This window comes from Marinobacter sp. AL4B, from assembly GCF_019916045.1.
Taxonomy (GTDB): Bacteria; Pseudomonadota; Gammaproteobacteria; order Pseudomonadales; family Oleiphilaceae; genus Marinobacter.
Window position 1 is genome coordinate 615088 of record NZ_JAILWZ010000013.1, and the last position, 25581, is coordinate 640668.

General features: G+C 54.5%; 21 protein-coding genes. 7 read left to right on the top strand and 14 right to left on the bottom strand.

Annotated elements, in window-relative coordinates; translation table 11 throughout:
* Nucleotides 1–36: 36 nt before the first annotated feature.
* On the bottom strand, nt 37–1287 hold the full coding sequence (locus K5L82_RS13185; RefSeq protein ID WP_223134453.1) for a methyltransferase: 1251 nt from the start codon (nt 1285–1287) through the stop codon (nt 37–39).
* Nucleotides 1250–2527 carry a D-amino acid dehydrogenase gene (locus K5L82_RS13190; RefSeq protein WP_133007153.1) on the bottom strand — a complete coding sequence of 426 codons (1278 nt, stop codon included), beginning with the start codon at nt 2525–2527 and terminating at the stop codon, nt 1250–1252. Before K5L82_RS13190 ends, K5L82_RS13185 begins: the two co-directional genes overlap by 38 nt.
* Nucleotides 2528–2661: 134 nt before the next feature.
* On the opposite strand from K5L82_RS13190, the gene K5L82_RS13195 reads away from it, so the two are divergent.
* Both K5L82_RS13195 and K5L82_RS13200 read left to right on the top strand, forming a co-directional pair.
* Nucleotides 2662–3471 carry a TatD family hydrolase gene (locus tag K5L82_RS13195; protein ID WP_133007152.1) on the top strand — a complete coding sequence of 270 codons (810 nt, stop codon included), beginning with the start codon at nt 2662–2664 and terminating at the stop codon, nt 3469–3471.
* On the top strand, nt 3468–4679 hold the full coding sequence (locus K5L82_RS13200) for an HD-GYP domain-containing protein (protein ID WP_133007151.1): 1212 nt from the start codon (nt 3468–3470) through the stop codon (nt 4677–4679). Before K5L82_RS13195 ends, K5L82_RS13200 begins: the two co-directional genes overlap by 4 nt.
* Here K5L82_RS13200 and K5L82_RS13205 read toward each other — a convergent pair.
* The 5 genes from K5L82_RS13205 to K5L82_RS13225 all read right to left on the bottom strand — a co-directional run bounded on the left by K5L82_RS13205 (nt 4676) and on the right by K5L82_RS13225 (nt 9316).
* Nucleotides 4676–5584, bottom strand: a complete 909-nt coding sequence (locus tag K5L82_RS13205) for a lysine exporter LysO family protein (RefSeq protein WP_223134454.1) — start codon at nt 5582–5584, stop codon at nt 4676–4678. The genes K5L82_RS13200 and K5L82_RS13205 overlap by 4 nt on opposite strands.
* Nucleotides 5585–5651: 67 nt before the next feature.
* Nucleotides 5652–5963, bottom strand: a complete 312-nt coding sequence (locus K5L82_RS13210; RefSeq protein WP_133007149.1) for a DUF2288 domain-containing protein — start codon at nt 5961–5963, stop codon at nt 5652–5654.
* A gap of 92 nt (nt 5964–6055) precedes the next feature.
* On the bottom strand, nt 6056–6451 hold the full coding sequence (locus K5L82_RS13215; RefSeq protein WP_223134455.1) for a response regulator: 396 nt from the start codon (nt 6449–6451) through the stop codon (nt 6056–6058).
* Nucleotides 6441–7589 (bottom strand): response regulator, encoded by a 1149-nt coding sequence (locus K5L82_RS13220; protein ID WP_223134456.1) that lies wholly within the window; start codon nt 7587–7589, stop codon nt 6441–6443. The genes K5L82_RS13215 and K5L82_RS13220 overlap by 11 nt, the downstream gene beginning before the upstream one ends.
* A gap of 11 nt (nt 7590–7600) precedes the next feature.
* Nucleotides 7601–9316: a diguanylate cyclase gene (locus K5L82_RS13225; RefSeq protein ID WP_223134457.1), complete on the bottom strand. Its 1716-nt coding sequence runs from the start codon at nt 9314–9316 to the stop codon at nt 7601–7603.
* A 98-nt stretch (nt 9317–9414) separates the two neighbouring features.
* Between K5L82_RS13225 and K5L82_RS13230 the strand changes: the two genes are divergently transcribed.
* Nucleotides 9415–11199, top strand: a complete 1785-nt coding sequence (locus K5L82_RS13230) for a sensor histidine kinase (protein WP_223134458.1) — start codon at nt 9415–9417, stop codon at nt 11197–11199.
* Nucleotides 11186–13252: a GAF domain-containing protein gene (locus tag K5L82_RS13235; protein ID WP_223134459.1), complete on the top strand. Its 2067-nt coding sequence runs from the start codon at nt 11186–11188 to the stop codon at nt 13250–13252. Before K5L82_RS13230 ends, K5L82_RS13235 begins: the two co-directional genes overlap by 14 nt.
* Before the next feature lie 34 nt (nt 13253–13286).
* Here K5L82_RS13235 and acnA read toward each other — a convergent pair whose 3' ends face one another.
* Entirely contained in the window at nt 13287–16055 is a 2769-nt protein-coding gene (gene acnA, locus K5L82_RS13240) for an aconitate hydratase AcnA (RefSeq protein WP_223134460.1), read from the bottom strand.
* Nucleotides 16056–16320: 265 nt separating this feature from the next.
* On the opposite strand from acnA, the gene K5L82_RS13245 reads away from it, so the two are divergent.
* Nucleotides 16321–17547: a sensor domain-containing diguanylate cyclase gene (locus K5L82_RS13245; protein WP_223134461.1), complete on the top strand. Its 1227-nt coding sequence runs from the start codon at nt 16321–16323 to the stop codon at nt 17545–17547.
* Nucleotides 17548–17629: 82 nt separating this feature from the next.
* Nucleotides 17630–19084: a hypothetical protein gene (locus tag K5L82_RS13250; protein WP_223134462.1), complete on the top strand. Its 1455-nt coding sequence runs from the start codon at nt 17630–17632 to the stop codon at nt 19082–19084.
* Nucleotides 19085–19108: 24 nt separating this feature from the next.
* On the opposite strand, the gene K5L82_RS13255 is transcribed toward K5L82_RS13250, so the two are convergent.
* Entirely contained in the window at nt 19109–20560 is a 1452-nt protein-coding gene (locus K5L82_RS13255; protein WP_223134463.1) for a rhomboid family intramembrane serine protease, read from the bottom strand.
* A gap of 230 nt (nt 20561–20790) precedes the next feature.
* Here K5L82_RS13255 and K5L82_RS13260 point away from each other — a divergent pair, with 230 nt between their 5' ends.
* The gene (locus K5L82_RS13260) at nt 20791–21231 is read left to right on the top strand and encodes an OmpA family protein (protein WP_223134464.1); all 441 of its coding nucleotides are present in this window, start codon (nt 20791–20793) and stop codon (nt 21229–21231) included.
* A 70-nt stretch (nt 21232–21301) separates the two neighbouring features.
* Here K5L82_RS13260 and K5L82_RS13265 read toward each other — a convergent pair whose 3' ends face one another.
* The 5 genes from K5L82_RS13265 to K5L82_RS13285 all read right to left on the bottom strand — a co-directional run bounded on the left by K5L82_RS13265 (nt 21302) and on the right by K5L82_RS13285 (nt 25500).
* Nucleotides 21302–21703: an MAPEG family protein gene (locus tag K5L82_RS13265; protein WP_223134465.1), complete on the bottom strand. Its 402-nt coding sequence runs from the start codon at nt 21701–21703 to the stop codon at nt 21302–21304.
* A 1-nt stretch (nt 21704) separates the two neighbouring features.
* The gene (locus tag K5L82_RS13270; RefSeq protein WP_133007138.1) at nt 21705–21947 is read right to left on the bottom strand and encodes a GlsB/YeaQ/YmgE family stress response membrane protein; all 243 of its coding nucleotides are present in this window, start codon (nt 21945–21947) and stop codon (nt 21705–21707) included.
* Between the two features lie 69 nt (nt 21948–22016).
* Entirely contained in the window at nt 22017–22736 is a 720-nt protein-coding gene (locus tag K5L82_RS13275; RefSeq protein ID WP_133007137.1) for a lysophospholipid acyltransferase family protein, read from the bottom strand.
* Between the two features lie 47 nt (nt 22737–22783).
* Nucleotides 22784–23365, bottom strand: coding sequence for a class GN sortase (locus K5L82_RS13280; RefSeq protein WP_223134466.1), 582 nt, complete (start codon nt 23363–23365; stop codon nt 22784–22786).
* Nucleotides 23362–25500 carry a marine proteobacterial sortase target protein gene (locus K5L82_RS13285; RefSeq protein WP_223134467.1) on the bottom strand — a complete coding sequence of 713 codons (2139 nt, stop codon included), beginning with the start codon at nt 25498–25500 and terminating at the stop codon, nt 23362–23364. Before K5L82_RS13285 ends, K5L82_RS13280 begins: the two co-directional genes overlap by 4 nt.
* Nucleotides 25501–25581: the final 81 nt, after the last annotated feature.

The window sequence follows — 25581 nt, forward strand, 5'->3', positions numbered from 1 at the left end:
GGCGCCCTCGGGCGCCTTCTTTATTTCTGCTATTTCTCATTTGCTAGCGTGAGCGGCATCCAGCAGCAAATTTCGGGGCGTTAATGAGCGCTCACAGAACGTTCCCAGATTAACCTGATACCCCTGCTCTTCCAGATACACCGCATAGTCGAATACCAACCACAGCTCGAGCGGTCGTCGAAACAGATGCCGAAGCAACTCATGCCGGCGAACCTGTCGGGACCGTTTCTGCCCAACCGCCAGCCAGTATGACCAATCAATGTCTGCGGGTAACGACACTCTTTTCTTGTCCGCCGCCCACTGACAAAACGCTTCGAAACTGCCGGTGTTCAATCGCGAAGGGTGCGACGGCACAGGCAAATACTGCCCGTCTGCAGACACACTTCGTTGCAGCGCATCGAAGCCCAACCGCCAAGCGCGCACCCGCGCCGCCTGAGCACGCTCTCTAGCCGGGGCTGTCACCGTCTCTTGCACAGCCAAACGAAGTCCCGACCGTTCCATACAAAGCGCATTCTCAGAATGCAGGGCCTGCTGCGAAAGCAAACGGTAAGCCCCCCGTCCACCCAAATGGTAGCAGCAAGGCGACACACTCAATCGCGCCAGCCCTGCTTCGCTGCCTGCGCGCAAAAACTGCCGGTGCAGATCACCACACGCGTGCAACGCAGCCCCATGATCAATAGCGGGCCAATGCAACGCTCCAGCCATAACATCCTGCTGCACCACGCGCACAGGGTCACCGTATTTCCTCGCAAGGCGATTGCCGTCTTGCACCAACTCCGCGTCCCACTCAAAGCCGAACACGGCCTCCGCCCCTTGCGCCACCATAGTACGAGCCAAATGGCCTTTGCCACAGCACCAATCCAGCACGCGGCCGTGCAAAGGCATAACGGAAGCCGCGAAGGCTCCGGCTTGCAGCCGCTTTCGGCCCGGCATATCCACTGCTTGGACTTCCCTTAAAGCCACATGCGGGCCGCGATCATGGCCAGACAATACCGGTAGAGTCACTAACGTGTCATAAACCGACATGGCCGGCACAAAACGGGCGACCTCCTGCGCAAACTCTGAGAAATGCCCATCCCATGAGTCGCATTCTGCGTCTGAAAGCTGACCCAACCAAGTCGCCAGATCCGGATACTGTTCGCACCAGTCAGGCTTCGGCTCGATAAACGGCACCGGCCGCCACAAAGTTTCATGGCGAAGCAGCCAATCATTGACTGACTGCCACCGCGAGAAGAACGATGCGGAGATCTTATAGCCCTCCAGCGAAGCGACCCGGGCGGAACGCATCCAGCGACACCGCGGGCTCTTCACCGTCAATAACTTGGGCAATCACCGCGGCGCTGCCAGCAGCCAGTGTCCAGCCAAAAGTCCCGTGGCCGGTGTTCAAGTACAGGTTTTCGCGGGGCCCCTTCCCAATAATGGCAGGGCCGTCTGGTGTCATCGGACGGAAACCAGTCCAGGTTTCAGCCGTATCCAGATCAGCACAACCGGGGTAACGGGACTGCACCGACTTTTTGATCGTGGCAATTCTGGTCTCGGGAATGTCTCGATTGAAATCGGCCAGCTCAACAAACCCCGTCGCTCTCAAACGATTGCCCAGCCGCGTTGAAACCACTTTGAAGTTATCATCATGAACCGTCGCTGTGGGTGCTTTGTCCGGATTGTTCAGCGGTACGGTAATGCTGTATCCCTTAATCGGATAAATTGGTAGCGTTAGCCCCAACGGCTTCACCAACTCCGGTGACCAACAACCGGCTGCCACCACCACCGCATCTGCTTCCAGGCGTTCAGGTTGACCGTTCGCGGTACGGAACTGCACCGCATTAACCCGCTGGTGATCGGCCAACAGAGCCTCTACCTCCACCTCATAACGGAAGTTCACACCCAGCTCTTCGCACACTTGGGCAAGCGCTCGAGAGAACAAATGGCAATCACCGGTGCCATCGGTTTCATACCGTATCGCACCGTATAGGGGCCCATCGCCGGTCATGCCGGGTTCCACGTCGCGAACTTCTTGCGGGGAAAGCAAATGCGACGGGATGCCTACCTCGTTGAGAAACGCATGGGTCTTGCGCAATTCATCCAACGCGTCTGGTGTGCTAGCCAAATGCACTAATCCATCATGGGCACCGTCAAACGCCAGTTCGTGCTCTTGCTCCAGCGCCAAAAAGCGCTCGCGGCTATAAGCACCCAACTTCAACATAGCCCGCTTGTTTAGCCCGAACAACCCGGGCGACCAAGCATAACGAAGCGTCGCCAGCATAAACCGTGTAGCCGCCAGCGAGGGTGGCATGCGCATCTTCAGAGGGCCATCGGTTTTCAACAGCCAAGGCAACGCCTTGAACACCATTGACGGATCGGCCCAGGGATAAACTACGCCGTAGGAACGCTGTGCCGCATTACCTTTACTGGTTTCATTTCCGGGCAGCCCGTGGCGTTCCAGAACCGTTACCTGATGGCCCCGCCGCACCAGTTCCCTGGCTGTCGTTATGCCAATTACACCGCCTCCCACAATCACAATATGCATGCTGTTCTTCCCCTAATTACAGCTTCTGAATTATCGCCCTACTCTCTTCACTCGGTGCAAACTGGTAAACTCGACCATAGTCGCCCTCAGCAGAACACCCACTCAACTTCCGAGATGGAGTCAGGACACCGGACATGAGCAAAAAACGTCGCGAAATTCCCGTATTTGACCACCCAATCATCGAGACTCATTGCCATCTGGATTATCTGAAAGATCGCCCTCTGGAAGAGACTCTCGAACAAAGCCGGCAGGTGAACATCGAAAAAGTGATCACCATCGCCGTATCCCCTGACAATCTTGCGGCCGTCAGAGAACTCAGCCAGACGAAAGACTGGCTGTATGGCACGCAAGGCATCCACCCCCATGAAGCCGAAACATACAACGATCGGATAGAGGCAGAAATACGTACCCATGCGCAGGACGAGAAGATCGTTGCCGTGGGCGAAATCGGTCTGGACTACTTTTACGACAAAGCCGACAGGGCCACCCAACGGGATGTGTTTCGCCGTCAGCTTCAAATTGCCTGTGACAATGATCGGCCCGTGGTGATCCACAGCCGTGAGGCCGATGACGAAACCATCGAGATTCTAAAAGAGTTTGAAACTTCTCTTAAACGCCGCGGTGTGATCCACAGTTTCACATCCGGCCCGGGTTTAGCTCAATACGCATTGGATCAAGGCTGGAACTTGGGCTTTAATGGTATTACCACGTTCAACAAAGCTGAGAACGTCAGGGACATCGTTCGTATGACGCCGATAAGCCAGATTCTTCTTGAAACAGATGCTCCGTTTTTGACCCCGGTGCCTTATCGTGGCAAGGAGAACGCACCGTTTTATTTGCCGTTTGTCGCTGAAAAAATCGCGGAGGTGAAAGACTTGGCACTCGAAGATGTAATCGTTCAAACCTATCAGAACAGCCTGAGAACGTTTTTTCCCGGGCGATGATCAAACGCATTCCTGTCGCCGCGCTAAAGGTCGGGATGTTCATCACCGACCTGAACAACGACTGGATACCCCATAACACCCAGAGAAAGCGCGGCGTCATTCGCAACGAAGCAACCATCAACAAAATTCGTGCCATGGGCGTGCAGTTTGTCTATATCGATGCTGAAAAAGGCCGGGATACCCAAGATTACGAAACCGCTTCAGAAGTAGACGCTCGCAATGAGGAAACCCTGCAAAGCGTTGGCGGTCATAAACCCGGCACTTCCGCCAAAGTCTCCCTCGAACAAGAAATGGAAACCGCTCAAGGCATCCATACTCAGGCGCAAGGGCTGGTGGACAGTTTTATGGGCAACGTCAAAATCGGCGGTGCCGTGGATGTTGTGGCCATCCACAAACTCGCCGACGACCTGCAAAATTCCGTGATCCGAAATCCCAACGCATTGGGTTGCCTGGGACGTATTCGCGACAAAGACAATTACCTACTAGAACACTCCGTTAATCTCAGTGTCTTAATGACTCTGTTTGGGCAATACCGAAAGCTCTCCGCGGATGTTCTGCACCAAACCGTGGTGGGTGCCCTGCTTCACGATCTCGGTAAGATCCTGACGCCAGACGATATACTCCACAAAGCGGGCAGACTAACGGCAGAAGAGTTCGAAGTAATGAAGCTCCATGCCCGCCAATCCCGGGACATCCTTCTTGCAACCGAAGGCATCGGTGAGCTCACCGTTATTACTGCGGCCCAGCATCATGAACGCGTAGATGGCACCGGTTACCCAGAAGGTCTGAAGGGTGATGAGATCTCGATCTACGGGCGCATGGTGGCCATAGCGGATGTTTATGATGCCATCACCGCCGATCGCGTTTACCACAAAGGCATGACCCCGACTCAAGGCTTGAAAAAGTTGCTGGAGTGGAGTGGTTCCCACCTCGACAGCACTCTGGTTCAGGAATTCATTCACTGTGTAGGCTTGTACCCGGTAGGATCACTGGTATTACTGGAAAGCGGACGGTTGGGCGTGGTGACCGAGACCAACGAGGACGATTTACGGTTGCCGGTGGTACGGGTTATGTACCACACCAAATTCCGGGGCCCCATTACCGTTACCGACGTTGATCTTGCCAAACCGGGCAATCAGGACCGGATTAAACGAGCGGTTGACCCCGGCTTATACAAGATCAATGTGGGTAAATTCTTAAGCTACTAACCCAGAGATAAAAACACTCCCATCAGCACGGGCGACAGGAACGACAGCAGAAAGCCCGAGGCAATGGCGACCGGCACGCACGCCAGGCCACCGCTGCTGCGAATCACAGGCAGGGTAAAGTCCATGGACGTTGCGCCTCCGTATCCGATCGCCATGGCGGGTCGAGCGCTGATCACCACCGGAATCAATGCCAGAGCAATAATTTCGCGCAGAACATCGTTCAGAAACGCAACTCCGCCCCACGCTGGCCCCATGGCATCACCGATCATGATGCCGGATAAAGAGTACCAACCAAACCCCGAAGCAATCGCCAGTGCTTGATTCCAGGAAACATCCAACCAAGGCGTGAGGGCCAGCCCTGCAATCAGCGAACTCGCCCCCATCGTCAGCGCGATCCCCAATCCCTGACGGTTCATCAACAGCTTGCGCAACGACAAGCCGGCATTACGAAGCTGAAGCCCAATCAAAAACAACAGCAGCATCAACGCCCAAGTGGCAACATCTTCAACCATGGGCAGCTCGGAAAACCAGAGATAGCCCAGAAAGCCCCCCACAACCACTGCCAATAGGGGTTTCAGGCCGGCCATAAACAACCGCCGATAGCTCGGTTTTGCACTTTCGCCCGTGGGCCCGATGTCTAACGGCAAAAAGTAGTGAAATAACCAAAGCGCCGCGAGGTTCGCTACCAGCATCGCAACCACCAACCCGGAGACCTGATAAGCCATTGTGCCCAAATGCGAAAGCAATCCTTCCATTTGTCCCAAACCGAGTCCCAACAACACCAGAATGAAGTACACCAAACCTTCAACCAGATAATGAATCACCGTCATCAGGCGGCGATTGGAAAGGGCGAACGCAAAGCCCAAAAACAACGGGGCCAGAATCAGCAAAGCGCCGGTCAGCATAACAGCCTCTGAAAAAAGGTATCAAAGAGAAAGCCGGCAGACGAATGCCTGCCGTCGGAGAAAAAACTTAGTGGAGTTTGCTCGCGGAGCGATCCTGAACCAGTACCCAAGGTGCAACCACAACGGCCCAGAGCTCGCTGTTTTTTTCGTACCAAGCGCGGGCAAGATCCGGCGACACATCGCCGACCAAACTGCGGGCCAACCATTGTTCAAACTGCGCCTTGTTATCCGCAGTAAGCTGCGCCGCCACGTCGAGAAGATCCAGCTCTGACTCTACACGTACAACGTGGCCCCGGGCGTAATACGTCTGTAGTTCATGCCAATGAATCCGAGAGGTTTCCAGATTGAGTTTGGCTTTCAATTCGTCCGGCGATGACATGCGATCCTCGTTAACTCGTACGCGTATTTTAAAGCGGACAGCCTATCTCAAAATGCCGTTGTTCGCACCTGAGACAATGATCCAAACAAGGCTCAGGCAAGCTCTTGGTATATTCGCCGTATTTCATCGGCCAACGTCATCGGGTCAAACGGTTTCGGGATAACCCCCAGCGCCCCCAGCGACAGATATTCATCAATCTCCGTTCGCTGGATCCGGGCAGTCATGAAAATAACCGGCGTCGTTTGAGTTGCCTCAATCTTGCGCAATGCCTTCAAGGTCTCGGGGCCGTCCATTTCCGGCATCATCACATCCAAAAGGATCAAATCCGGCTGAAAATCCGGCGCAGCCTCAACGGCTTCCGCGCCGGAACTACAAAGCCTGGCGGAAAAACCTCCCACGTCCTGCAACGCCAACTCCGCGATGGCTCGAATGTCGGCATCATCTTCCACGTATAACACTTTGTTCAAATCGTTTCCCTCATACGACATCACTCGGCGCCTCCTTGGCAAGCTCCGTTGCATCCAAACCAAGTTGGCGCAATAAACGCTGGCACTCTTTCTCATTTTGACGGTTTTCGGCAATCAACGCGGCAGCCCGCATAATGATCGGCCCCTCCCGATGGTTGTCGGACGATAAAAAATGCACGGCCCCGATCAACTCCCTCAAACCTAACGGGAACTTCCAGTGCACTTTCAGGCGGTTGCCGTACTCCTCAGACCAGCGTACCAAACACTGCTCAATCTCTGCCTCGGCAAGGGTTCCGCCAGCCGCGTCAAACTGATTCAGCACTTTGAGCACCGCCATTTCACCCAACCGACTCAACACCCCGGCACTTCGATACATCGTGGACGCTTTCCCAATACGGAGAGCAAGTTGATTCGCTTCCCGAGAAACCCGAAGCGAGATATCCTGGTATCGGTCTGCGATCGTTTTCAGTTCGGGGTGCGTCAGCTTGGCTGTCACATCTAGCGCAAGGGCTAGCGCCTGGTTCAGGGCCATGGGAACACCGATACTTCCGATGGCAACTCTAAGAGACTCAACCGGTTTACCCGTCCGCCTGAACGAACTGCTATTAGCCACATCCAGAATGCGGGCCGTCAAACCAATCTGCTCACGCCAGCGCTCCGCCAGTTCCGAGGCGGATAACGTATCGACCCGGCCAATCAGTTCGATGATCTCGGCCGGGTCAAGTTCGGTCGGCAGTTGAACCACCGAATTCGAAGACTTGGCCATGAACTCATGCACGGAGGCACGTTCAATACCGTGTGTGGGGATGAGATCCGTCAACCGTTGATGCAGTAGCTCGATATCCAGCGGTTTGGTGATATACCCGCTGATGCCATAATGCGCTGCTTTAATCACGGACTCGCGGTCCGAACGCCCGGATACAATAACCACCGGCACCACCGAATCGGATCGCCGTATTTGCTTCACCAGCTCCAGACCAGACCCATCTGGTAACTCCCAATCCACCAGATACAGCCCATACGATTCTTCGGCAACACGCCTCATGGCTTCTGTCAGCGACCGTGCCAGTGTGACTTGCTGAACACCGCTCAAGCCAGCGACAATCGACTCAACCAGCTCACCCACAAGCTCATCGTCTTCCAGTACCAAGGCCTTCAATGGTCTACTCCTCAATCATCCTGATTTTCGTCTTGGCGCTTATAAACGGACACACCATTACGCCCTGCCTGCTTACGCTCATAAAGCGCCTGATCTGCCGCTTCAATCGCCTCGCTGGCCAATGGGAAATTATTAATCGCGGCAATACCCGCGCTCATGGTCACCTGAAAACTGTCTTCGCCCACCGTAAACACCAGTTCCGAGAATCTGGACCGGATATCGTCGATCAGCTCAGCGGCTTGCTCAATCGCGCAATCAGATAGCACTACCAGAAATTCTTCGCCGCCGTAGCGCCCGATGGTATCGGACTCTCTAAGCCGGTTACGCAGCAGATGCGCCAAGGTTCGAATTACGATGTCCCCCTGCCCATGCCCCCAAGTGTCATTTACCTTTTTAAAGTGATCCAGATCCAGCATCACCACGCAGGATAAATGACTGGAACGGCGGCAGCGGGCCAGTTCACGCTCCACTTCCTGCTTGATCAACGAATGTTTTAGCAATCCGGTCAAACTGTCGCGGTTCATCAAATCAGACAATTGGCGGGCGCGGTAGCAGCGAATACGAACAGAACGAACCAGATACTCGTCGGTGACCGGCTTTACCAGGAATTCATCGGCCCCCTTGGCCAGCGCATCAAGCTGGATTTCCGGGTTATCTTCCGATGACAAATACACAATCGGCAATCCCAACCAACGGGGCTCGTACCGTATCATTCGGGCCAGAGTCACCCCAGAATGCGCTCGTAACTGGACATCCATCAAAACGATATCTGGTTCAAACGCCGACAAATCAGACATCATCTTCCTGGGATCAGAAACCAGCTTGGTTTTCATCCCAGCGTTGTTCAGCACCAAACAATAGCGCTCACCCAGTTCCTTATCATCATCAACAATCAGCACTCGCCCCTGAGGACGGGACCCTCGCTCCAGCGCCAGCGACTCAATTCGTTCCGCCAGTGCTGGCATATCCAGAGGCTCACTGAAATACGCCGTCGCGCCCAGCTCAGCAACGTGATAAAGACTTTCAAAGGTATTTTGACGACCAATGCCCACCACCGGAAAGCGGCGAAATTCGTTCTTTTCAATATGGTCCGCACGAAAGCCGAGTACGTCATCCAGCTCAGAATCCTGACACAGCAAAATGGTGGCACCCGAACACTGTTTAAGGCTTTCAATTGCCGCTTCTGAGTCACTCAATGACACCAACTCACAGGCAAATCCATACCCCTGCAAATCAGCCATCAAATTCAACAAATAACCGGTATCATGGGTCAGCCCCATCACCTGAACTTGCATGCCGTGAGAGCCTTCATAGGCATCTACCGATTGATGAGCGTGCTTATCCGTCGATTTCGGCTTCGTTTGATCAACGCCCTTTTGCACTAACGCCGTCAGTTCATGGATCTGCATGGCAACGTCTGCGGGCAAAGCTACAGGATCACCCTGTCCGTTCGCCTGCTTGGCTCTGGCTTCAACGACCGGCTTGAGCTGATTCTCGATCGAGCGTGCCGCTACGCCAAGCTCTGGAAGCCCAAACGTGCCTGCAGACCCTGCCATACGATGCAGCAACTGGTAGCATTCCACCAACTCTAGACGGCTTAACTGTTGTTGCTCGATTTGCCGGGCAAAACGGCCCAACGTTTCGACGTCAGTCTGGGCACGCTCGACAAAACGATCCTGCAACAGTTTCAGGCGTTTCTGAAGTTGATCATGGGCTGCGGTGGTCAAAGCACTTCCTCACCAGTTCATTCAGCAGAAGAAATCCACTATCCTCACCTTATGTAAGCATGTTTTCATCATTACGACCACAACCATAAGAGTCTTCCTTGAAAACACTAAACCTTGGCACCCGTGTTGTCCTGATTACCAGCCTGAGCATCATTTTCAGTGTTTGTCTGATCTTGTTTGTAGCGTACGGCCGATTACTTCACGATTTCGAAGAGGTTGTGAGCGAAAGGCAAGCACTTCAGGCCAATTCAATGGCCAGTCGAGTCAATGGAGAACTCTCCATTCGGCTGAATTCCCTGGGCGCTTTTGCCAGTACTCTGACCGATGGCGAAGACCTGCTTTCGATGGACCAACTCACGTTCGCCATGGCGCGACAGCCGGGGCTGGAAAACTTGTTCCACGGCGATTTACTTATCTTTAACAATAACGGCATAGCGATTGCCGAAAACCGTTACGTACCGAACCGGATTGGGACCTCCTATGCAGATCGCCCCCATTTCAAACGGGCTATGGCTGCCAACACTCCCATTGTCAGCCGCCCGATCATTGGCAGACGAACGGGGTTGCCCTTGCTCTCGTTTCTGGCACCAATACGGAGCGACGACGGCGATTTGTTAGGGCTAGCGGGCGGCACAATCAATCTGGCGCAAAAGGGCATCCTTCCTGACAACCTCAACACCGAACCCGGAACGTTGCTGAAAGTGCTGGATACCGGGCATTTCATTCAAGTAGATGCATTACAACCGGGAACGCCTGCCCCGGACTTACCACCGCCGGGTGAAGACATACTCGTTGATGCAGCCTTATCGGGTGTCAATGCTGGCGTTGTCACCGACGGTTCCGGTGAGCACTGGGTGTACGCAACCCAACATCTTGACCGGCTCGGATGGCTATTTCTTAGCGCAGCCCCTTACGCTCAGGCGACACAACCTGCCAAGGCGTGGTTTAAGACTTTCCTTTGGGCCAGCCTGGCGGTCATGGTCCCGCTGCTGTTTTTTACCTACCTTTTGACCCGCGCGGCCACCCATAGCCTCAGCAGCATGTCTGAAAAAATCCACGAAATGACCACAGGCAACGCACGCAACACCCGCCTGAGTATCGCGGGCACAACCGAAACCCGAAATTTGGCCAACGCTTTCAACGCCTTAATGGACGAAAAGGAAGCGTTGGATAATCTCAAAAACCAGTTTGTATCCAACGTCAGCCATGAACTTCGCACCCCGCTCACATCTATCAACGGCTCTTTGAAGCTACTGAACTCCGGAGCGACCGGCCAGCTTCCCGACAAGGCCACCCCCTTAATCAAGGTGGCCCTTCGCAATGGCGAGCACCTACAAGCACTGATCACGGATCTGCTGGACTTTGACAAAGCAATATCTGGCAAACTGAGGATCAACGCCACCACAGTTCATTTGGGCGAAACCATACAAAAAGCCTGCGAAAACAACCAAGCGATGGCAAATCAGTACGGCGTTCGGCTGGCCAGCAAACACTCGGAGAGCGTAGCGGCCTGTGCCGATCCTGAACGATTGCGGCAAATCCTCAATAACTTCATCAGCAACGCCATTAAGTACTCACCCAAAGACGGGTTGATTACAGTAAAGGCTGAGGCCGTCCAAACGGGTTATATCCGCATCACCGTTAGCGATCAAGGCGACGGTGTTCCCGAGCATTTTGTGCCCAGTTTGTTCCAGAGATTTGCGCAGGCCGAGGTCGGATCCTCTCGGGCGAAATCGGGCACGGGGCTAGGGCTGGCTATCTGCAAAGAACTGGCAGACCTCATGAGCGGTAAAGTGGGCTACTTTTATAATCACGGCGCCCACTTCTGGCTTGAGCTGCCAACATCACCTTGTATGCAAGGAAGCCTTCATGAAAACGCCTGACTTCCCAACCAACGAAGCCAGTCGGCTCGCTGCGCTTCGCACGACCCAATTACTGGACACGCCGCCCGAGGAGCGTTTTGATCGGGTTACCCGCCTCGCCGCAGAGCTATTCGACGTGCCGATATGTTTGGTTTCTCTGATTGATTCAGACCGGCAATGGTTCAAATCCTGTTATGGCCTGGATGCGAGGGAAACTGCAAGAAACGTTTCATTCTGTGGCCATGCCATCCTCGGCAGCAACCTTTTTGTCGTGGAAAACGCCCTCACCGATGAACGCTTCGCCGACAACCCCTTGGTCACCGGCCCGCCCGACATACGCTTCTACGCTGGAGCACCCTTAACCGACCTTGAAGGTTACCGCTTGGGTACCTTGTGCCTGATTGACCGCCGGCCACGGACCTTTTCCGAAGAGGAACAGCAAGCGTTACGAGACTTCGCGGATATCATCGAGCGGGAGTTCCGGTATCAGGAACTCAACAGCTACTACGCGGATCGAACTCGCGCTCTTAACATCCTCAATGACATCGCCCTGGATACGAGTGGCAAAATTGGCAATCGCATTGAGCGCGCCTTGGCCATCGCCTGCCAGTATCTGAATATCGATACCGCCATCGTCAGCAAAATCGAAGGCGAAGCTTACACCATACTTTGGCACCACGAGCGGCAAGCACCCTCACTGGAAAACGGTTTGACGTTGCCTCTGGCACAAACCTACTGCGCCATTTTAATGAATCAGCCCGATGTATTAGCCATCGACCACATGGCAAAGTCGCCCTATCGTGACTTGCCCTGTTACAAAATGTTCGGATTGGAAAGCTATTTAGCTGCTCCCATATGGGTTAACGGCGAGGCCGTGGGCACTCTGAACTTTTCGTCAACCGCACCTCGGCTACCGGGCTTTTCGGAAACAGAAAAAACCTTCGTCAGTCTGCTAGCCCGCTGGGTTGCGGACATTATCCAGCAACAAGAACAGGCCGAGACGCTCGATAAGCTGGTCTCCAACGCCCCGGGCATGCTGTACCAGTACCGGCTGTGGCCCGATCGCCATGCCAGCTTCCCCTATACCAGCGAAGGTATTGAAGCTCTCTTCGGCTTATCGGCTGACGACGTTCTTGAAGATGCAACTCCGGCCTTTGAGCGCATACATCCGGACGATCTTCCCCGGGTAGCCGAATCCATCGAACAATCTGCCGCTTCTCTGGAGCCTTGGGAAGCGCAATATCGCATTATGGTGTCGGAAGAAGGCCGCTGGCGCTGGGTTGAGGGTAAAGCCAACCCGGAGAAACTACCCGAAGGCAGTATCTTATGGCACGGCTATCTCGTCGATATCGATGAACGGCGGAAAAACGAAGAAATGAAAAATCAGTTCGTATCCACCGTAAGTCACGAGCTGCGCACGCCACTCACGTCTATTGCGGGTTCTTTAGGCTTGATTCTTGGGGGTGTCACGGGGGACATCTCTGAAAAAACCCGGCAAATGCTGAACATCACCCACCGTAACGCTGATCAGCTCCGGGCGCTCATCGACGACCTGCTGGATATCGAAAAGCTGATCAGTGGAAATATGTTGTTGGTTATGGAGCAGCATCCCATCACTAAGGTCGTCTCAACGGCCGTCGAACACATTCAGTCGTACGCAAATCAGAAACACGTTCAGTTACGTCTGAAAGAAACTTCCCCAGGCCTTGAAGCAAACATAGATCCACAACGCCTTCAACAGGCCGTCGCCAATTTGCTATCCAATGCCGTAAAGTTCTCGCCCGCCCACGAGGCGGTCACAATCGAAATCCGCCGAGCAGGGGATAAGGCCGTGGTTGAAGTTTCAGACAAAGGTTCTGGCGTTCCCGAAAGCTTTCGAAACCGTATTTTCGAGAAGTTTGCCCAGGCAGACGGCTCATCAGCCCGTGCGAAGGAAGGCACAGGTCTGGGCCTTGCGATCACCAAGCAGCTCATGAATGCGATGGGGGGCGAGATCGGATATGAGTCGGAGGAAGAAGCCGGCGCCCTGTTCTGGCTTTCGGTGCCAATTCAGGCGTCGGCCGATAACGAGTAACCGAAGCAGGCGGGTTCCCTGCTTCGATTCCGTGTCACGCAGACTTCAGCATTTCCCGCACCACATAGTGCAGGATGCCACCGTGCATGAAGTAAATTGCCTCATTGGCGGTATCAATCCGCGATTTCAGATCACAGGTCTTGGTAGAGCCATCGGCATACTTCACCGTCATTTTCAGAGTCTGACCCGGCTTAATGTCACCAGACAGCCCTTCGATGCTGATGGTCTCTTCCCCTGTCAATTTCAATGATTGGCGGTTTTCGCCTTCAGGGAACTGCAAGGGCATCACGCCCATACCAATCAGGTTGGAACGGTGAATCCGCTCATAGGATTCGGCCACCACGGCACGAACACCCAGCAGCCGTGTCCCCTTAGCCGCCCAGTCCCGACTGGAACCGGTGCCGTATTCCTTACCGGCAATAACCACCAGCGGCGTGCCCTTCTCCTGATACTTCATGGCGGCATCGTAGATCGGCATTTGCTCGCCAGTGGGGACGAATTTCGTGACACCCCCTTCCACTCCGTCAAGCATCTCGTTGCGGATGCGAACGTTGGCGAAGGTGCCGCGCATCATCACCTCGTGATTACCGCGACGAGACCCGTAGGAGTTGAAGTTCTTCGGTTCCACTCCATGCTCCTGAAGGTATTTTCCGGCAGGGCTATCGGGACTGAATGAACCCGCGGGAGAGATGTGGTCGGTGGTCACCGAATCACCCAGCAAAGCCAGAATATGCGCGTCCTGGATGTCTTCCACCGCATCAGGCTCAGGCCCCATGCCTTCAAAGAAAGGCGGATGCTGAATGTAAGTAGAGTCGTCAGACCACGTATACACCTTGGTTTGCGGCACATCGATCGACTGCCAAGTCGCATCGCCATCGAACACAGCCGCATATTCGCTGCTGAACATACCGGTTTTCACTTTCTCCACCGCTTCGGCGACCTCCTGCTGGCTGGGCCAGAGATCTTTCAGATACACCGGATTGCCGTCTTTGTCTTTACCCAGCGGATCGGTGTTCAGGTTCACACGGACGTTACCTGCCAGCGCGTAGGCCACCACCAACGGGGGTGACGCTAACCAGTTGGTTTTCACCAGCGGATGAATTCGGCCCTCAAAGTTACGGTTACCCGACAACACCGACGCGACGGTAATATCGCCATCCTCGATCGCTTTTTCCACCTCATCCGGCAGCGGTCCGGAGTTACCGATACAGGTTGTGCAACCGTAACCCACCAAGTCAAAGCCCAATTTGTTCAGGTCATCCTGAAAGCCACCGGCGTTCAGATACTCCGTCACCACCTTGGAGCCAGGCGCCAACGAAGTTTTCACCCACGGCTTGGTTTGCAAGCCTTTTTCAACCGCTTTCCGAGCGACCAGCCCGGCCGCCATCATGACGCTGGGATTGGAGGTGTTGGTACAGGAAGTAATTGCCGCAATCACCACCGCGCCCGGGTCCAGCCGGGTCTCCTGACCGTTCAAGGTCAACGGACGGCTGCAAGGATGGTGATAACTGTTATCAACACCTACGGCCGTTTGCCCACCTTCGGACTCCAGCTTGGAATCACGCTTTTCAGTCGCATCAGGGGCACCTTCGTTGGTCTCCATCAGCAGCTCAAACGCCGCTTTCATGTTCTTCAGAGCAACCCGGTCCTGCGGCCGTTTCGGCCCCGCCAAACTGGCTTCGACATCGCCCATGTCGAGCTCCAGTGTGGCGCTGTATACCGGTTCATGACCAGGCTCACGCCACAAACCTTGCGCTTTTGAATAATTCTCGACTAGGTCGATCAATTCATCATCTCGGCCGGTCAGGCGCAAGTATTTCAGGGTTTGCTCGTCTACGGGGAAGAAACCACAGGTGGCGCCGTATTCCGGTGCCATGTTGGCGATGGTGGCGCGGTCGGCCACCGGCATGTCTTTCAGACCATCGCCGTAAAATTCCACAAACTTGCCAACAACGCCCTTCTCACGCAGCATTTCAACCACGGTTAATACGAGGTCAGTAGCCGTAATACCTTCTCGCAACTTACCGGTCATTTTGAAACCAACCACTTCCGGAATCAGCATGGATACCGGCTGCCCCAGCATCGCAGCTTCGGCTTCAATACCGCCAACACCCCAGCCCAGGATGCCGAGGCCGTTGATCATGGTGGTGTGGGAGTCGGTCCCCACCAGCGTATCGGGATAAGCGATGGTCTTGTCGCCGTCCTGCTTCTGCCAAACGGTTTTACCGAGATATTCCAGGTTTACCTGGTGACAAATACCGGTTCCGGGCGGCACCACACGGAAGTTATCAAACGCTTGCTGGCCCCAACGCAGAAATTCGTAGCGTTCCTGATTGCGCCGCATTTCGATTTCGACGTTTTTATCGAACGACGATGCCGAACCAAAGTTATCCACCATGACCGAGTGGTCAATCACCAAATCGACCGGAGACAACGGATTGATCAGAGCCGGGTCGCCGCCCGCCTGCTTGACTGCTTCCCGCATGGCCGCAAGATCCACCACACCGGGTACGCCGGTAAAGTCCTGCATCAGCACCCGGGCCGGGCGGAACTGAATTTCGGTATCGGATTTGCGGTCTTTCAGCCACTGCACCATGGCGTCTATGTGGGAACGATCAACGGTCACGCCATCTTCATTGCGCAGCAGGTTTTCCATCAACACTTTTAAAGAGAAGGGCAGGCGCTGCAGATCGCCCAATGATTCTTCGGCCTTTTTCAGACTGTAGTAATGAAACGTCTTGCCACCGGCATCGAGGGTGGAGAGAGTACTCAGGCTGTTGGAACTCGACGATTTATTCGACATGCGTTGCCTCCTCTAATTACGCTCTCGATTTTGTCTTTATCCTTAACTATCGCATCGAAAACTCAGACTTCAACCATTGGTCGGTAAATACTCATACATCCGACGACAATAGCGACACAACAATAATCATCCTATTATTAACACCAAACGCTTTGATCAATACTGCGAGGTGTTAGCCTAAGCTAACGAACTCTTCGAAATGGTAAACACCTTGCGCCCAACGGATCCCCACAATCTTCCCGGCCTTTCCAGCCAGGATTCGCTCATGCTGTTACGGGCAACCGCTGAAATTTCGTTCAATTCCATCGTAATCACAGACAAGCAGCACAACATTGTGTACGCCAACCCGGCGTTCTGCCGGATGACGGGTTACTCGCTAGACGAACTCCGGGGCCAGAACCCCAGAATTTTGCAAGGCCCGCTGACAGACCCCCAAGTCATCGAAAAACTACGACATGGTCTGGAAGACAGAGGCTTCTTCTCAGGCTCCACGATCAATTACCGTAAAAACGGCAAACCGTACCTGCTGGAATGGACCATCACGGAAATTAGCGACGATGCCGATGAACCTCGCTTTTTCCTGTCCGTTCAGAAAGACATCACGCAACTGGATGCCGAACAAACCACCGGCAACCTATTCGCGAAAGCCATTGATGCAGCCTACGACGGCATTTTCATCACCGATGCCGAAGGCTTGATCGAGTTTGCCAACCAAGGTTTTGAAATCATTACCGGGTACACCCCAGCCGAAGTCATCGGCCACACGCCCTCAATACTGAAGTCAGGTAAACACGACGAAGCTTTCTACGAGCGACTGTGGCGATACCTTCATGAAGGATTACCGTTTCGGGCGATGGTGATCAACCGGCACAAAGACGGACGAGAAATCCACTGTCAGCAAACCATTACTGCGGTCAAAAGGGCCAACGGGACCATTAGCCATTACGTAAGCATCATCAAAGACATGACCGATCGAGTGTTTGATGAGCTTAAACTTCGGGAGCAAGCTTCACACGATGCGATGACGGGTTTGTTAAACCGCCGGGGCGGCGAACTCGAGCTAGAGGTTTCGTTAATCCAATGCGAGGAAACCAGTTCGACCTACTGCATAGTCATGGCCGACATTGATAATTTCAAAGCGGTGAACGATACCTATGGTCATCCCCGGGGCGACGAAATCATCAAAGCAGTCGCCGATATCCTTATCGAAAACACCCGTAAGTCTGATAAATGTATACGCTGGGGCGGTGAAGAATTCATCGTGCTATTGCCGTTCTGCGACATGGATAGAGCAACCAGGATTGCCGAAAACATCCGCACGGATCTAGCAGCTATGACGTTTGAAGAAATTGGCGGTGTTACCCTGTCACTGGGAGTCACTGACTACACGTCAGATGATACGCCGAAAACAATACTGGAGCGGGTCGATCACCTGCTTTACCAGTCCAAGCGCACTGGCAAAAACCGAGTATCCAGCGAGCAAATCGCTTAGTGATTTGAGAACAGAGCTGATGCGGGCTTTTAGCACATCTGTCATCATTACCACTGATTTCTGACGGACCAGGACGTTTGCCTTGAAACACGATTGTCATTACCACCCGGGCGACCCCGCCAAGTGGCACTGCGGCGAGTGCCAGATGCACTATTGCAGCCGCTGCATGCCCGATGCCGATACGCGCCAGCGCCAAGGCCTGTGCCCGAAATGTAGTAAGGCTATGCGCTACCTGGGGGCCGCCACGGAAGTCGTGCCCTTCTGGCAAAGAATTGGTGCCTTCTTCCGATACCCGTTCCATAGCGACCCACTGATCGTTATTGCCATCTGCACGCTGGTGCCGGTCGTTGCACCAGCCAACCTAATCGGATTGATCATTTGGGTGGTTTTGGCACTGGCTCTGTTCAAGTACACCTACGCGGTCATCAATCGAACGGCCGAAGGGCATTTGAAGCCACCCCCGGTGTCTGAAGCGTTTTCAGGCAGTGGTTTCAACATCGTGCTTCTACAGTTGCTGGTTTTTGTATTGATGGGTGCCTTGGTGGCCGCCGCTGCCATGCTCGGCGGCTCTATTTTAATGATGCTGGCCATCGCGTTTGTGGTCCTGGGGTTACCCGCCAGCATTATGGTTCTGGCCATGGAACGCTCGGTTGGCGCAGCGGTGAACCCGCTCAATCTGGCGGTGCTTATCTCCCGTGTCGGTACGCCTTATTTCTTGCTGTATGGGTATTTGATCCTGCTGACCCTGGCCTCGGGTGCCGCTCAGGATTTTGCGGTTACTCACTTTCCCTTGTGGGTTGCGCAGCCTTTGGCAGGCTTTTTAAACAGTACGTTCACGCTGATTCTTTTCCACATGCTGGGTTACCTGCTGTTCCAGTATCAGGAAGAGCTAGGCTTTGCTTCGGACATCCAGGATGAAGACGATCTGGCCGGCCATCAGCATCGGGACCGGTCCAGTCGACTGGATGCGGATCTGGATATGAACCTGAAAGACGGCAACTACGACCGCGTTCAGGCGATTCTCAAGGAAGCGCTCAAGAAAGACCGGAATGACCCACACCGGCTGGGGCAGCTGTACCAAATACTCACCGCTCGCAACGATGTGTCCGAATTGTACCGGTATCATCCGCGGTTGATGACCTGGCTCGCCGACCGTAATGACGGTGACGGACTGAACGAGCTAATCCGAACATTGCAATCACTGGAGCCGAACTTTCAGATAGACGATGCCGATCTGGCGTTGGCCTGCGCGACGGCCTTGTACCACCGGCAGCATTTCAAGCCCGCGCTTCGACTACTGCAAGACTTCCACAAACGGTTTCCGGACAGCGAGCAATTGGCACCGGCTTACCTGTTGGCGGCACAAGTGTTGGCGAACGGCCTACAACAATGGGAAAAGGCGAGTGCGTTCCTCAGCTATGTACAAAAACGCTGCAGCGGCCACCCGACCCACAAGCACATCGATGTCTGGTTAGAACAGGCGCAAAACCGAGAGCCGCTGAAAGGCCCGAAAGCCAGCTTTCAAATCGCTGAATAAGCCTGCGGAAGAAGAGCCTGACGCTTAGCTCAGGCCCTGAAGCAGTTGACGGTAGTGTCGGGCTTTCGGCCCCATTTGTAACTTATCAAACTCACTGACCAACAGCTGGCAGGCCTCGTAGACCATTTCAGGCTCAGCCCGCGTGCGCATTCGCTCAAACGCTTTCTCAGCCGCCTTCAGGTCATTGTTCTTCAGGCTAGCAAACAATACCCGATTGTGGTCTTCTCCGGCCAAAGGATGATGTGCTTCACCCTTGCTGAGATATTCCTGCCAAACCGATACCAGCTGTTCGGGTTGGCGGCGAGCCAGTGCATCCGACATCAACTCGGTGGTTCGATCCCGAAACGCCGGAAGATCTGGCCTAAGTTTGGCGAGCTGATAAAGATGTTCTAGCAAAACCGAGCGTTCAGGGTAATGCTCTCTAAGCGCCTCGAACTGGCGCCTGGCCTGATCAAATTCCATGCGGCCAAGGCTCGTCATCGCCTGCGAGTAGCCAGCGGTAAAACGGGCATCCTGTTCATCGGGCTCTGGCTCGTAGAATTCTTCTTTCACCTGCAGCCAGCTTTTGCCCAGCAGCCAAACCAAACCTGCACCGGCCACCAACCCGCCTGCGTGAGCCATGTACGCAACACCGGTGGCACCCGCAAACCAGTAATCGTAAACTTCTTTGCCAAGCCACACCGGCAACATTGCAATGGCGGGGGCCCGGAAGTAGTTGAAATAGACGCCGAGGAAATAGAAAAACCGGATTTTTTGCAGGCCGTAAATGGCCACGTACATGCCCATCAATCCGGAGATGGAACCCGATGCGCCAACCAGCGGTATCTGGCTGCCGGCGGAAAACGCGGTAAACACCAAACCCGACAGCGCACCACACACCAGATACGCCACCAGAAACCGCCCCGGCCCCAAGGCTCTCTCTACCGTGAACCCCAGCAAGAACAGGAACACCAAGTTACCAATGATGTGGCCCCATCCGCCGTGCAGAAACTGGTAGCTGATGAGGGTATAAAGCGACAACTCGGCGGGCACCAAACCCAGCTGAAACGCACTCATCTGACTGATCCATTGGTCTTCTATCGCCGTGCGCTGCTCCAGCCACAACCGACGTTCTGTTGGAGCCCAAATAATGTCGGTGTTGTCTTGCAGGTATTGGTAATACTCCCGGTCCATTAGCAGGGTAACGGCTTGCCAGAGTTCATTATCCTGCTCCCGCAGCTGTTGAAACTCCTGCAATTCCAGCACGCTTTGCTGATCGCCCTCGAAGCGAATTGCCCGTTGCAGATAGTCCTCATAAGCCGGAGCTTCAAGTTGAAGTAGTCCGCTATCGATGTACTGCTCGAGTGCGTATTCCAGTTTCTGGTCATCGCCGCCCTGATAGAAAAGAAACACCAGCAAGCACGCCATGATCAGGCTCAGCGTTACCCAAGGAGGGCGTTTCCAGTTAACGGCATTCTCGGCAGGGATAATCAACATAGGCGGTCACTATTCATCACAATCGGTCCTTGATAGGCTGCTTTTTACCACAGCGGTGCCTTATTTTCGCGGTGTAATGTCATCAGGCGGTCATACAAGCACTCTTCAATGGGTAGCCGTACCCGCGGATCTTGTATCGACTATTCGCCAATTGCTGTTATTGCTCTATAACTAAATAGTACCTGAGCAATAACAAAAAGAACCTGACTTTGATTGCAAGGATACTGCAGATGACGACTCTCGTTTTAGACAACCCTGAAATGCTGGCTCAAGCCGCGCTGCTTTCCGGACTTAACGCAGCCCAGCAGTGTCAGGAGGCAAGTCGCCCTCACCGCACTCGCTTTCACTACGGTTTTAACAAGCACACGCTGGATGAGGCAGATACCGAGATTCTCAAACAGCACGCAGCGTATTTGAAGCGCCACCCAGGCTCGCGGGTCAAAATCCACGGCCACTCTGACAACTTCGGCTCCGGCGACTACAACCAGTTTCTGGCCCGCTTGAGAGCTCATTCAGTGGCGAGATTGCTAACGCAGGAAGGGGTTTCCCCGTCAGCCATGATCATGGCAACTTGGGGATCTGACCGGCCTCTGGCAAGGCCCGAGGACCGCGCTGCCAATCGCAGGGTTGAATTGGAATACCTGTCGATGGACATCGCTCAAGCACTTTGAGACCTGAAATCGACCATCCCACGAACAAAAACGGGGCCTGACAGAGGCCCCGTTTTCATTTCAGTCAGTTTTAACCGTAGACCGCGCCCACATTCCACAACAGCAAAATCGCCGCGATAAGAATCGACAACCAGGTCAGCACCATACCAAGCACCCGTGCCGTGTGAGTTCTGCCCTTACCTTTTATCATGCCAAAGGCATGCAAGATTCGCCCTACCACCAACGCCATTCCAGTCCAGTAGATCAACGTTGATGACACGCCGTTCAATTCGGCAATGGCCAGCATGATCAATCCAACCGGAGCGTACTCCACCAGATTGGCGTGGGCTCTTACGGTGGCCTGAAACACGGGGTCATCGTTTACCCCCATGCCAATCTGATACTTCAAGCGGAATCTGACCGCCAGCACGGACAGAACCAACAACAAAATGCCTATGACCGAAGCAAAGACAGCCGTAACGGGTATGATCATGTCAGCCCTGCTTTATCTTGTTGACGACAGCAAGTAGCAGTACCGCACCAGCCGTCGCTGTTACCAGCTCTCCGACCATGCTTTTTACCGCAAGCCCCAGCAGGCCGAAAACCACCCCACCGATCACAGACCCCACAATACCGATACCAATATTCGCCAGCACACCAAAGCCTTTACCTTTCATAATCAGACCGGCTAGCCAGCCAGCAAGACCGCCAATAATCAGAAACCAGATCAGACTCATCTATCGGTTCTCCTGTCGTTTAGTCGTTCAACCGTATGTGCCAAAGACTGCCCTGTTTATTGAGGCGGTTCAAGCAGTTCCGGATGTACCTGACAACTCGCTTACCGCCTCTGCCATTTGCTTATGGCAACGCTCCATCAGCTCGGTGACATCAGCGTTAGTCAAACCGGCGGTTTCGATCGGCGGAAGTATGCGTACCGGCACGGACCCACGGCGGCCCAATACGCCCTCGGTTTTACCGTGGTAGTTGGCCACACACACCATGGTGATCGGCGCACCCGCAGCAATGGCCATGTGGAACGCGCCTTTTTTAAAGCGTCCTAGCCCTTGACCCCGGCTGCGGGTGCCTTCAGCAAACACCCAAATGCTTTTGCGGTCTTTGTTAATGGCATCGCTGGTGGCTTTCATGATGGCCACGGCTTTATGAGACTGGCGTCGGTTAAGAATGATGTTGTCGCCCAACCAAAAGACCTGGCCAAAGAACGGAATCCACAATAGATCGGATTTGCCCACGGCAACGGTCCGAGGCGGCAGCAGATCACCCACCACCATCAGATCGTCGTTTTCCTGATGGTTTGCCACAATCACGGTGGGCCGGTCTTGTGGCATGTTCTCGGCGCCATACAAAGGACGCTCCATGCCCAGCACACGCCGACAAAAGCGAGCAATAAACCCGGCTAACAAGCGATTGTTGTCCGGGTTAAAAGGACGTGCCAGATACAGCACCAATGACAATAAGCAGATAACGGCAACCGACAACCATGCCAGTATTTTTCGTACAACACCCATACTGTGCTTCCGGATCTCAAAATTTTGGCGTACAAGTGTACGCCAATTTATAAAATCGCAACAGTATTGCTTGGTTCCATTTGAGGCACAGACTGTGCCTTTACAACATAGCGCAAGGGTCCTCTGGCATCCAAGGTGTCAAAGGGGTAACAGGTAATTAGAAGCACCGAATCCTCTGGGAGCTGGTGCGTATCGATTGCCTCCGTGCGACTGTCCACAATGGTCACATCGGTCACCTCATATTGCCGCCAGCGCTGGCTCTGGTCTTGCACGCGAAGCTGATTGCCCGGCTGCACATTCTGCAGGTGACGGAAGTGGGTATCCCGGTGGCCCGCCAGAATAAGCGGGCCACGCTCGCCACCAAATACCCTGCCCGGGCCAAAAGCCAGGCTTTCGCCGTGGCCTCCCTCCAACACAATCATGGAAACCCCTAACTCCGGGAGTTCAAGCTTGGCCACTGGCCAGGTATCAGCCCAAGGCCAAGGCCTCAGCCTTGTTTGTTGTGCCTGACTATCAGACCAGGCTTTCTCCAACAGTTCCTGAGCCACCAAGGCCTTGAATGGTATCCATAATCCAAACATCAGCAGGATAAGCGAAGCACTCATCAACAGCGCCAGGAAACGTGTCATGCGATTGCCCTCCGGTTCAGCATCGCAACCGCCAGCGCAAACATCAGGCCCACCAAGCCCAATGCACTGAGCAGCGGCCAAACGGTGGCAGTCTGTGGATAACGCAACATGCCCGAACGACTGCCTGCGGGCAGCAAGGTCGGTAACTGCTCACTCTCCATATTCTCAGTGGCGGGTCGTACCGGTTGTTCCTCCACGGCAACAAAACTGGTGAACGGCGACATCACCTGATGTGCCACCGACAACTTAATGATGCTGGATTCGTTTGGCGACTCTCCATTCAGGCTGGCCGTATCCATCAGCTCGTCAATCCGGCCTCTGGCCCAGTGTCGGTTTAAGCCGGTCGCTGGTGCCGCATGGCTAAGGTTCAAACGTGTGCTCCAACGACGACCGCCCGGAAGTTTGCCTGACACTTCTAATTCGCCGGCTGCAGGCACTCCTTGAATCGCTTGCACCAGCGGTCGACCCCGAAACAAATCACCGGGTTTTGAGGGCACCGCATTCGGTTCTGCACCGTGGAGCGGCCAGCGCACGTTCATGTCGGTCATTACAGGCGCATCCATGGCCGAGAACAGCTTGTTCAACGCCTGATTCACCTCACCGCTGTTGTGGATAGCGGTGTACTCCCCCCGCCCCCAGCGGGCCGCTTCCCGCAGAAAGTGCATATTGGGTGCCGAGCCAATGCCCACCGTAAACAGACGACGATCATTCAGGCCCCGGCGAATTTTCTCAAACAAAGCCGTTTCATTGCCCACGGCACCATCTGTGATGAACACCATTTGCTGCACCAGAGCCTCTACCGGGGCCTTGTTCATACTCATCGCCAACGACAAAGCACCCGCCATTTCGGTACCACCGTCGGCCTGCAGGTTGTGCACATAGTGACGGGCACGAGCCAGATAATGTCGTTCCGCCGGAACCGGTTGAGCAAACAACGGGTGGGCCTGGCTGTTGAACTGGATAACATTGAAATAATCGCCCGGGCGCAGAGTATCGAGGCCACGCAACAAGGCATCCCGCGCTTGAACCATAGACTCGCCCGCCATGGAGCCCGAGGTATCGATGACAAATTGCAGTTCACGGCGCAAGACCGGACCGGTGCTTTCCGGCGGCAGCACCATCGCCATCAGAAAATCCTGCCCCTGCCACTGTTGGTGAAACACCGCCGCGGTCGGCTCCCGGCCTGCCACAGCACGCCAGCGCACGACAACATCCTTGTTCATCAACACCTGATCACCTTCAGGCGTCACGGTTACCCGGGTACCATCAATGTTTGTGTGCAGGCTATGGCTCGGACTGGTGACTTCTGCCAACGGAAAACCGCTTTCAATCTCCAGCGTCATAGTCGCTCTGTGGCTTTGAGGCGATACATCGTTTGCCCGTACCGTGAAAGGGCTGATCTCATTGGCATCGGGCACCTGATCGGTCGGCATGGCCCAGCCCGAGTGCCAGTTCTTCTGAGTATCGGCGACCGTCTCACCCGGCATGTAACGTGGTGTTAAGGTGGTGGGGAGGCGCAGTTCAAACTCGCCGAGCCGATAACTGACCGGCTGCTGATAGCTAATTTCTACCTGAACCGTTTCGCCCGGTGGGATGTTAGCAACTCGGCTGGTGAATACGTTTGGCCGTTGTTGCTCAACCGTTGCAGCATGCTGCCCCGCAGCTTTGGCTTTCTCATAGGTTTTGCGAGCTTGCGCTTTCGGCTCGAGCCGCCCGACCACCCGGCGCTCACCCACCGTCATCACCAAACCGTAGACCGTGGCTTTGTCCGGCAACGGAAACACAAAGACACCTTCTTGCCATTGATCGCTGGTGTTTTTAAATGCGCGGGTTAGGCGTGTTTGTGCCAGCAAACCCGACACCTGCACGTCAAAATCGCTGTCGAGAATCAGCGCCGGTTGTCGCCAGGCACTTTGCCCATTCATAAGGTACAGCTGCCCAGCCCCGTCTTCGCCGCCCTCATTGGCTTCGGCATACAGCGGGTGCACAAACAGCATCATCAAAACCGCCAGCCAAAGGCTGACACCTTCGGCGAAACGCAGCCTTTTTCGCGTATCCCATTTCGGCGTTAACCGGCGGGTGGCACTATAACCGGCTCTGGCGGCCGGATTCGCAAACAACGGTAGCAACATCATCGCGTCATCCTTTTTATGGCAGTGAGTGATGCCATTACAACAGCCGGATACGGCCTAGCCGTGGCAAAAGCAGGCAAACTG

Bases quoted from the DNA above. Each gene is read 5' to 3' on its own strand.
- K5L82_RS13185 (WP_223134453.1), bottom strand. From the start codon at position 1,287: ATGCGTTCCGCCCGGGTCGCTTCGCTGGAGGGCTATAAGATCTCCGCA.
- K5L82_RS13190 (WP_133007153.1), bottom strand. From the start codon at position 2,527: ATGCATATTGTGATTGTGGGAGGCGGTGTAATTGGCATAACGACAGCC.
- K5L82_RS13195 (WP_133007152.1), top strand. From the start codon at position 2,662: ATGAGCAAAAAACGTCGCGAAATTCCCGTATTTGACCACCCAATCATC.
- K5L82_RS13200 (WP_133007151.1), top strand. From the start codon at position 3,468: ATGATCAAACGCATTCCTGTCGCCGCGCTAAAGGTCGGGATGTTCATC.
- K5L82_RS13205 (WP_223134454.1), bottom strand. From the start codon at position 5,584: ATGCTGACCGGCGCTTTGCTGATTCTGGCCCCGTTGTTTTTGGGCTTT.
- K5L82_RS13210 (WP_133007149.1), bottom strand. From the start codon at position 5,963: ATGTCATCGCCGGACGAATTGAAAGCCAAACTCAATCTGGAAACCTCT.
- K5L82_RS13215 (WP_223134455.1), bottom strand. From the start codon at position 6,451: ATGTCGTATGAGGGAAACGATTTGAACAAAGTGTTATACGTGGAAGAT.
- K5L82_RS13235 (WP_223134459.1), top strand. From the start codon at position 11,186: ATGAAAACGCCTGACTTCCCAACCAACGAAGCCAGTCGGCTCGCTGCG.
- acnA (WP_223134460.1), bottom strand. From the start codon at position 16,055: ATGTCGAATAAATCGTCGAGTTCCAACAGCCTGAGTACTCTCTCCACC.
- K5L82_RS13245 (WP_223134461.1), top strand. From the start codon at position 16,321: ATGCTGTTACGGGCAACCGCTGAAATTTCGTTCAATTCCATCGTAATC.
- K5L82_RS13255 (WP_223134463.1), bottom strand. From the start codon at position 20,560: ATGTTGATTATCCCTGCCGAGAATGCCGTTAACTGGAAACGCCCTCCT.
- K5L82_RS13260 (WP_223134464.1), top strand. From the start codon at position 20,791: ATGACGACTCTCGTTTTAGACAACCCTGAAATGCTGGCTCAAGCCGCG.
- K5L82_RS13265 (WP_223134465.1), bottom strand. From the start codon at position 21,703: ATGATCATACCCGTTACGGCTGTCTTTGCTTCGGTCATAGGCATTTTG.
- K5L82_RS13270 (WP_133007138.1), bottom strand. From the start codon at position 21,947: ATGAGTCTGATCTGGTTTCTGATTATTGGCGGTCTTGCTGGCTGGCTA.
- K5L82_RS13275 (WP_133007137.1), bottom strand. From the start codon at position 22,736: ATGGGTGTTGTACGAAAAATACTGGCATGGTTGTCGGTTGCCGTTATC.
- K5L82_RS13280 (WP_223134466.1), bottom strand. From the start codon at position 23,365: ATGACACGTTTCCTGGCGCTGTTGATGAGTGCTTCGCTTATCCTGCTG.
- K5L82_RS13285 (WP_223134467.1), bottom strand. From the start codon at position 25,500: ATGATGTTGCTACCGTTGTTTGCGAATCCGGCCGCCAGAGCCGGTTAT.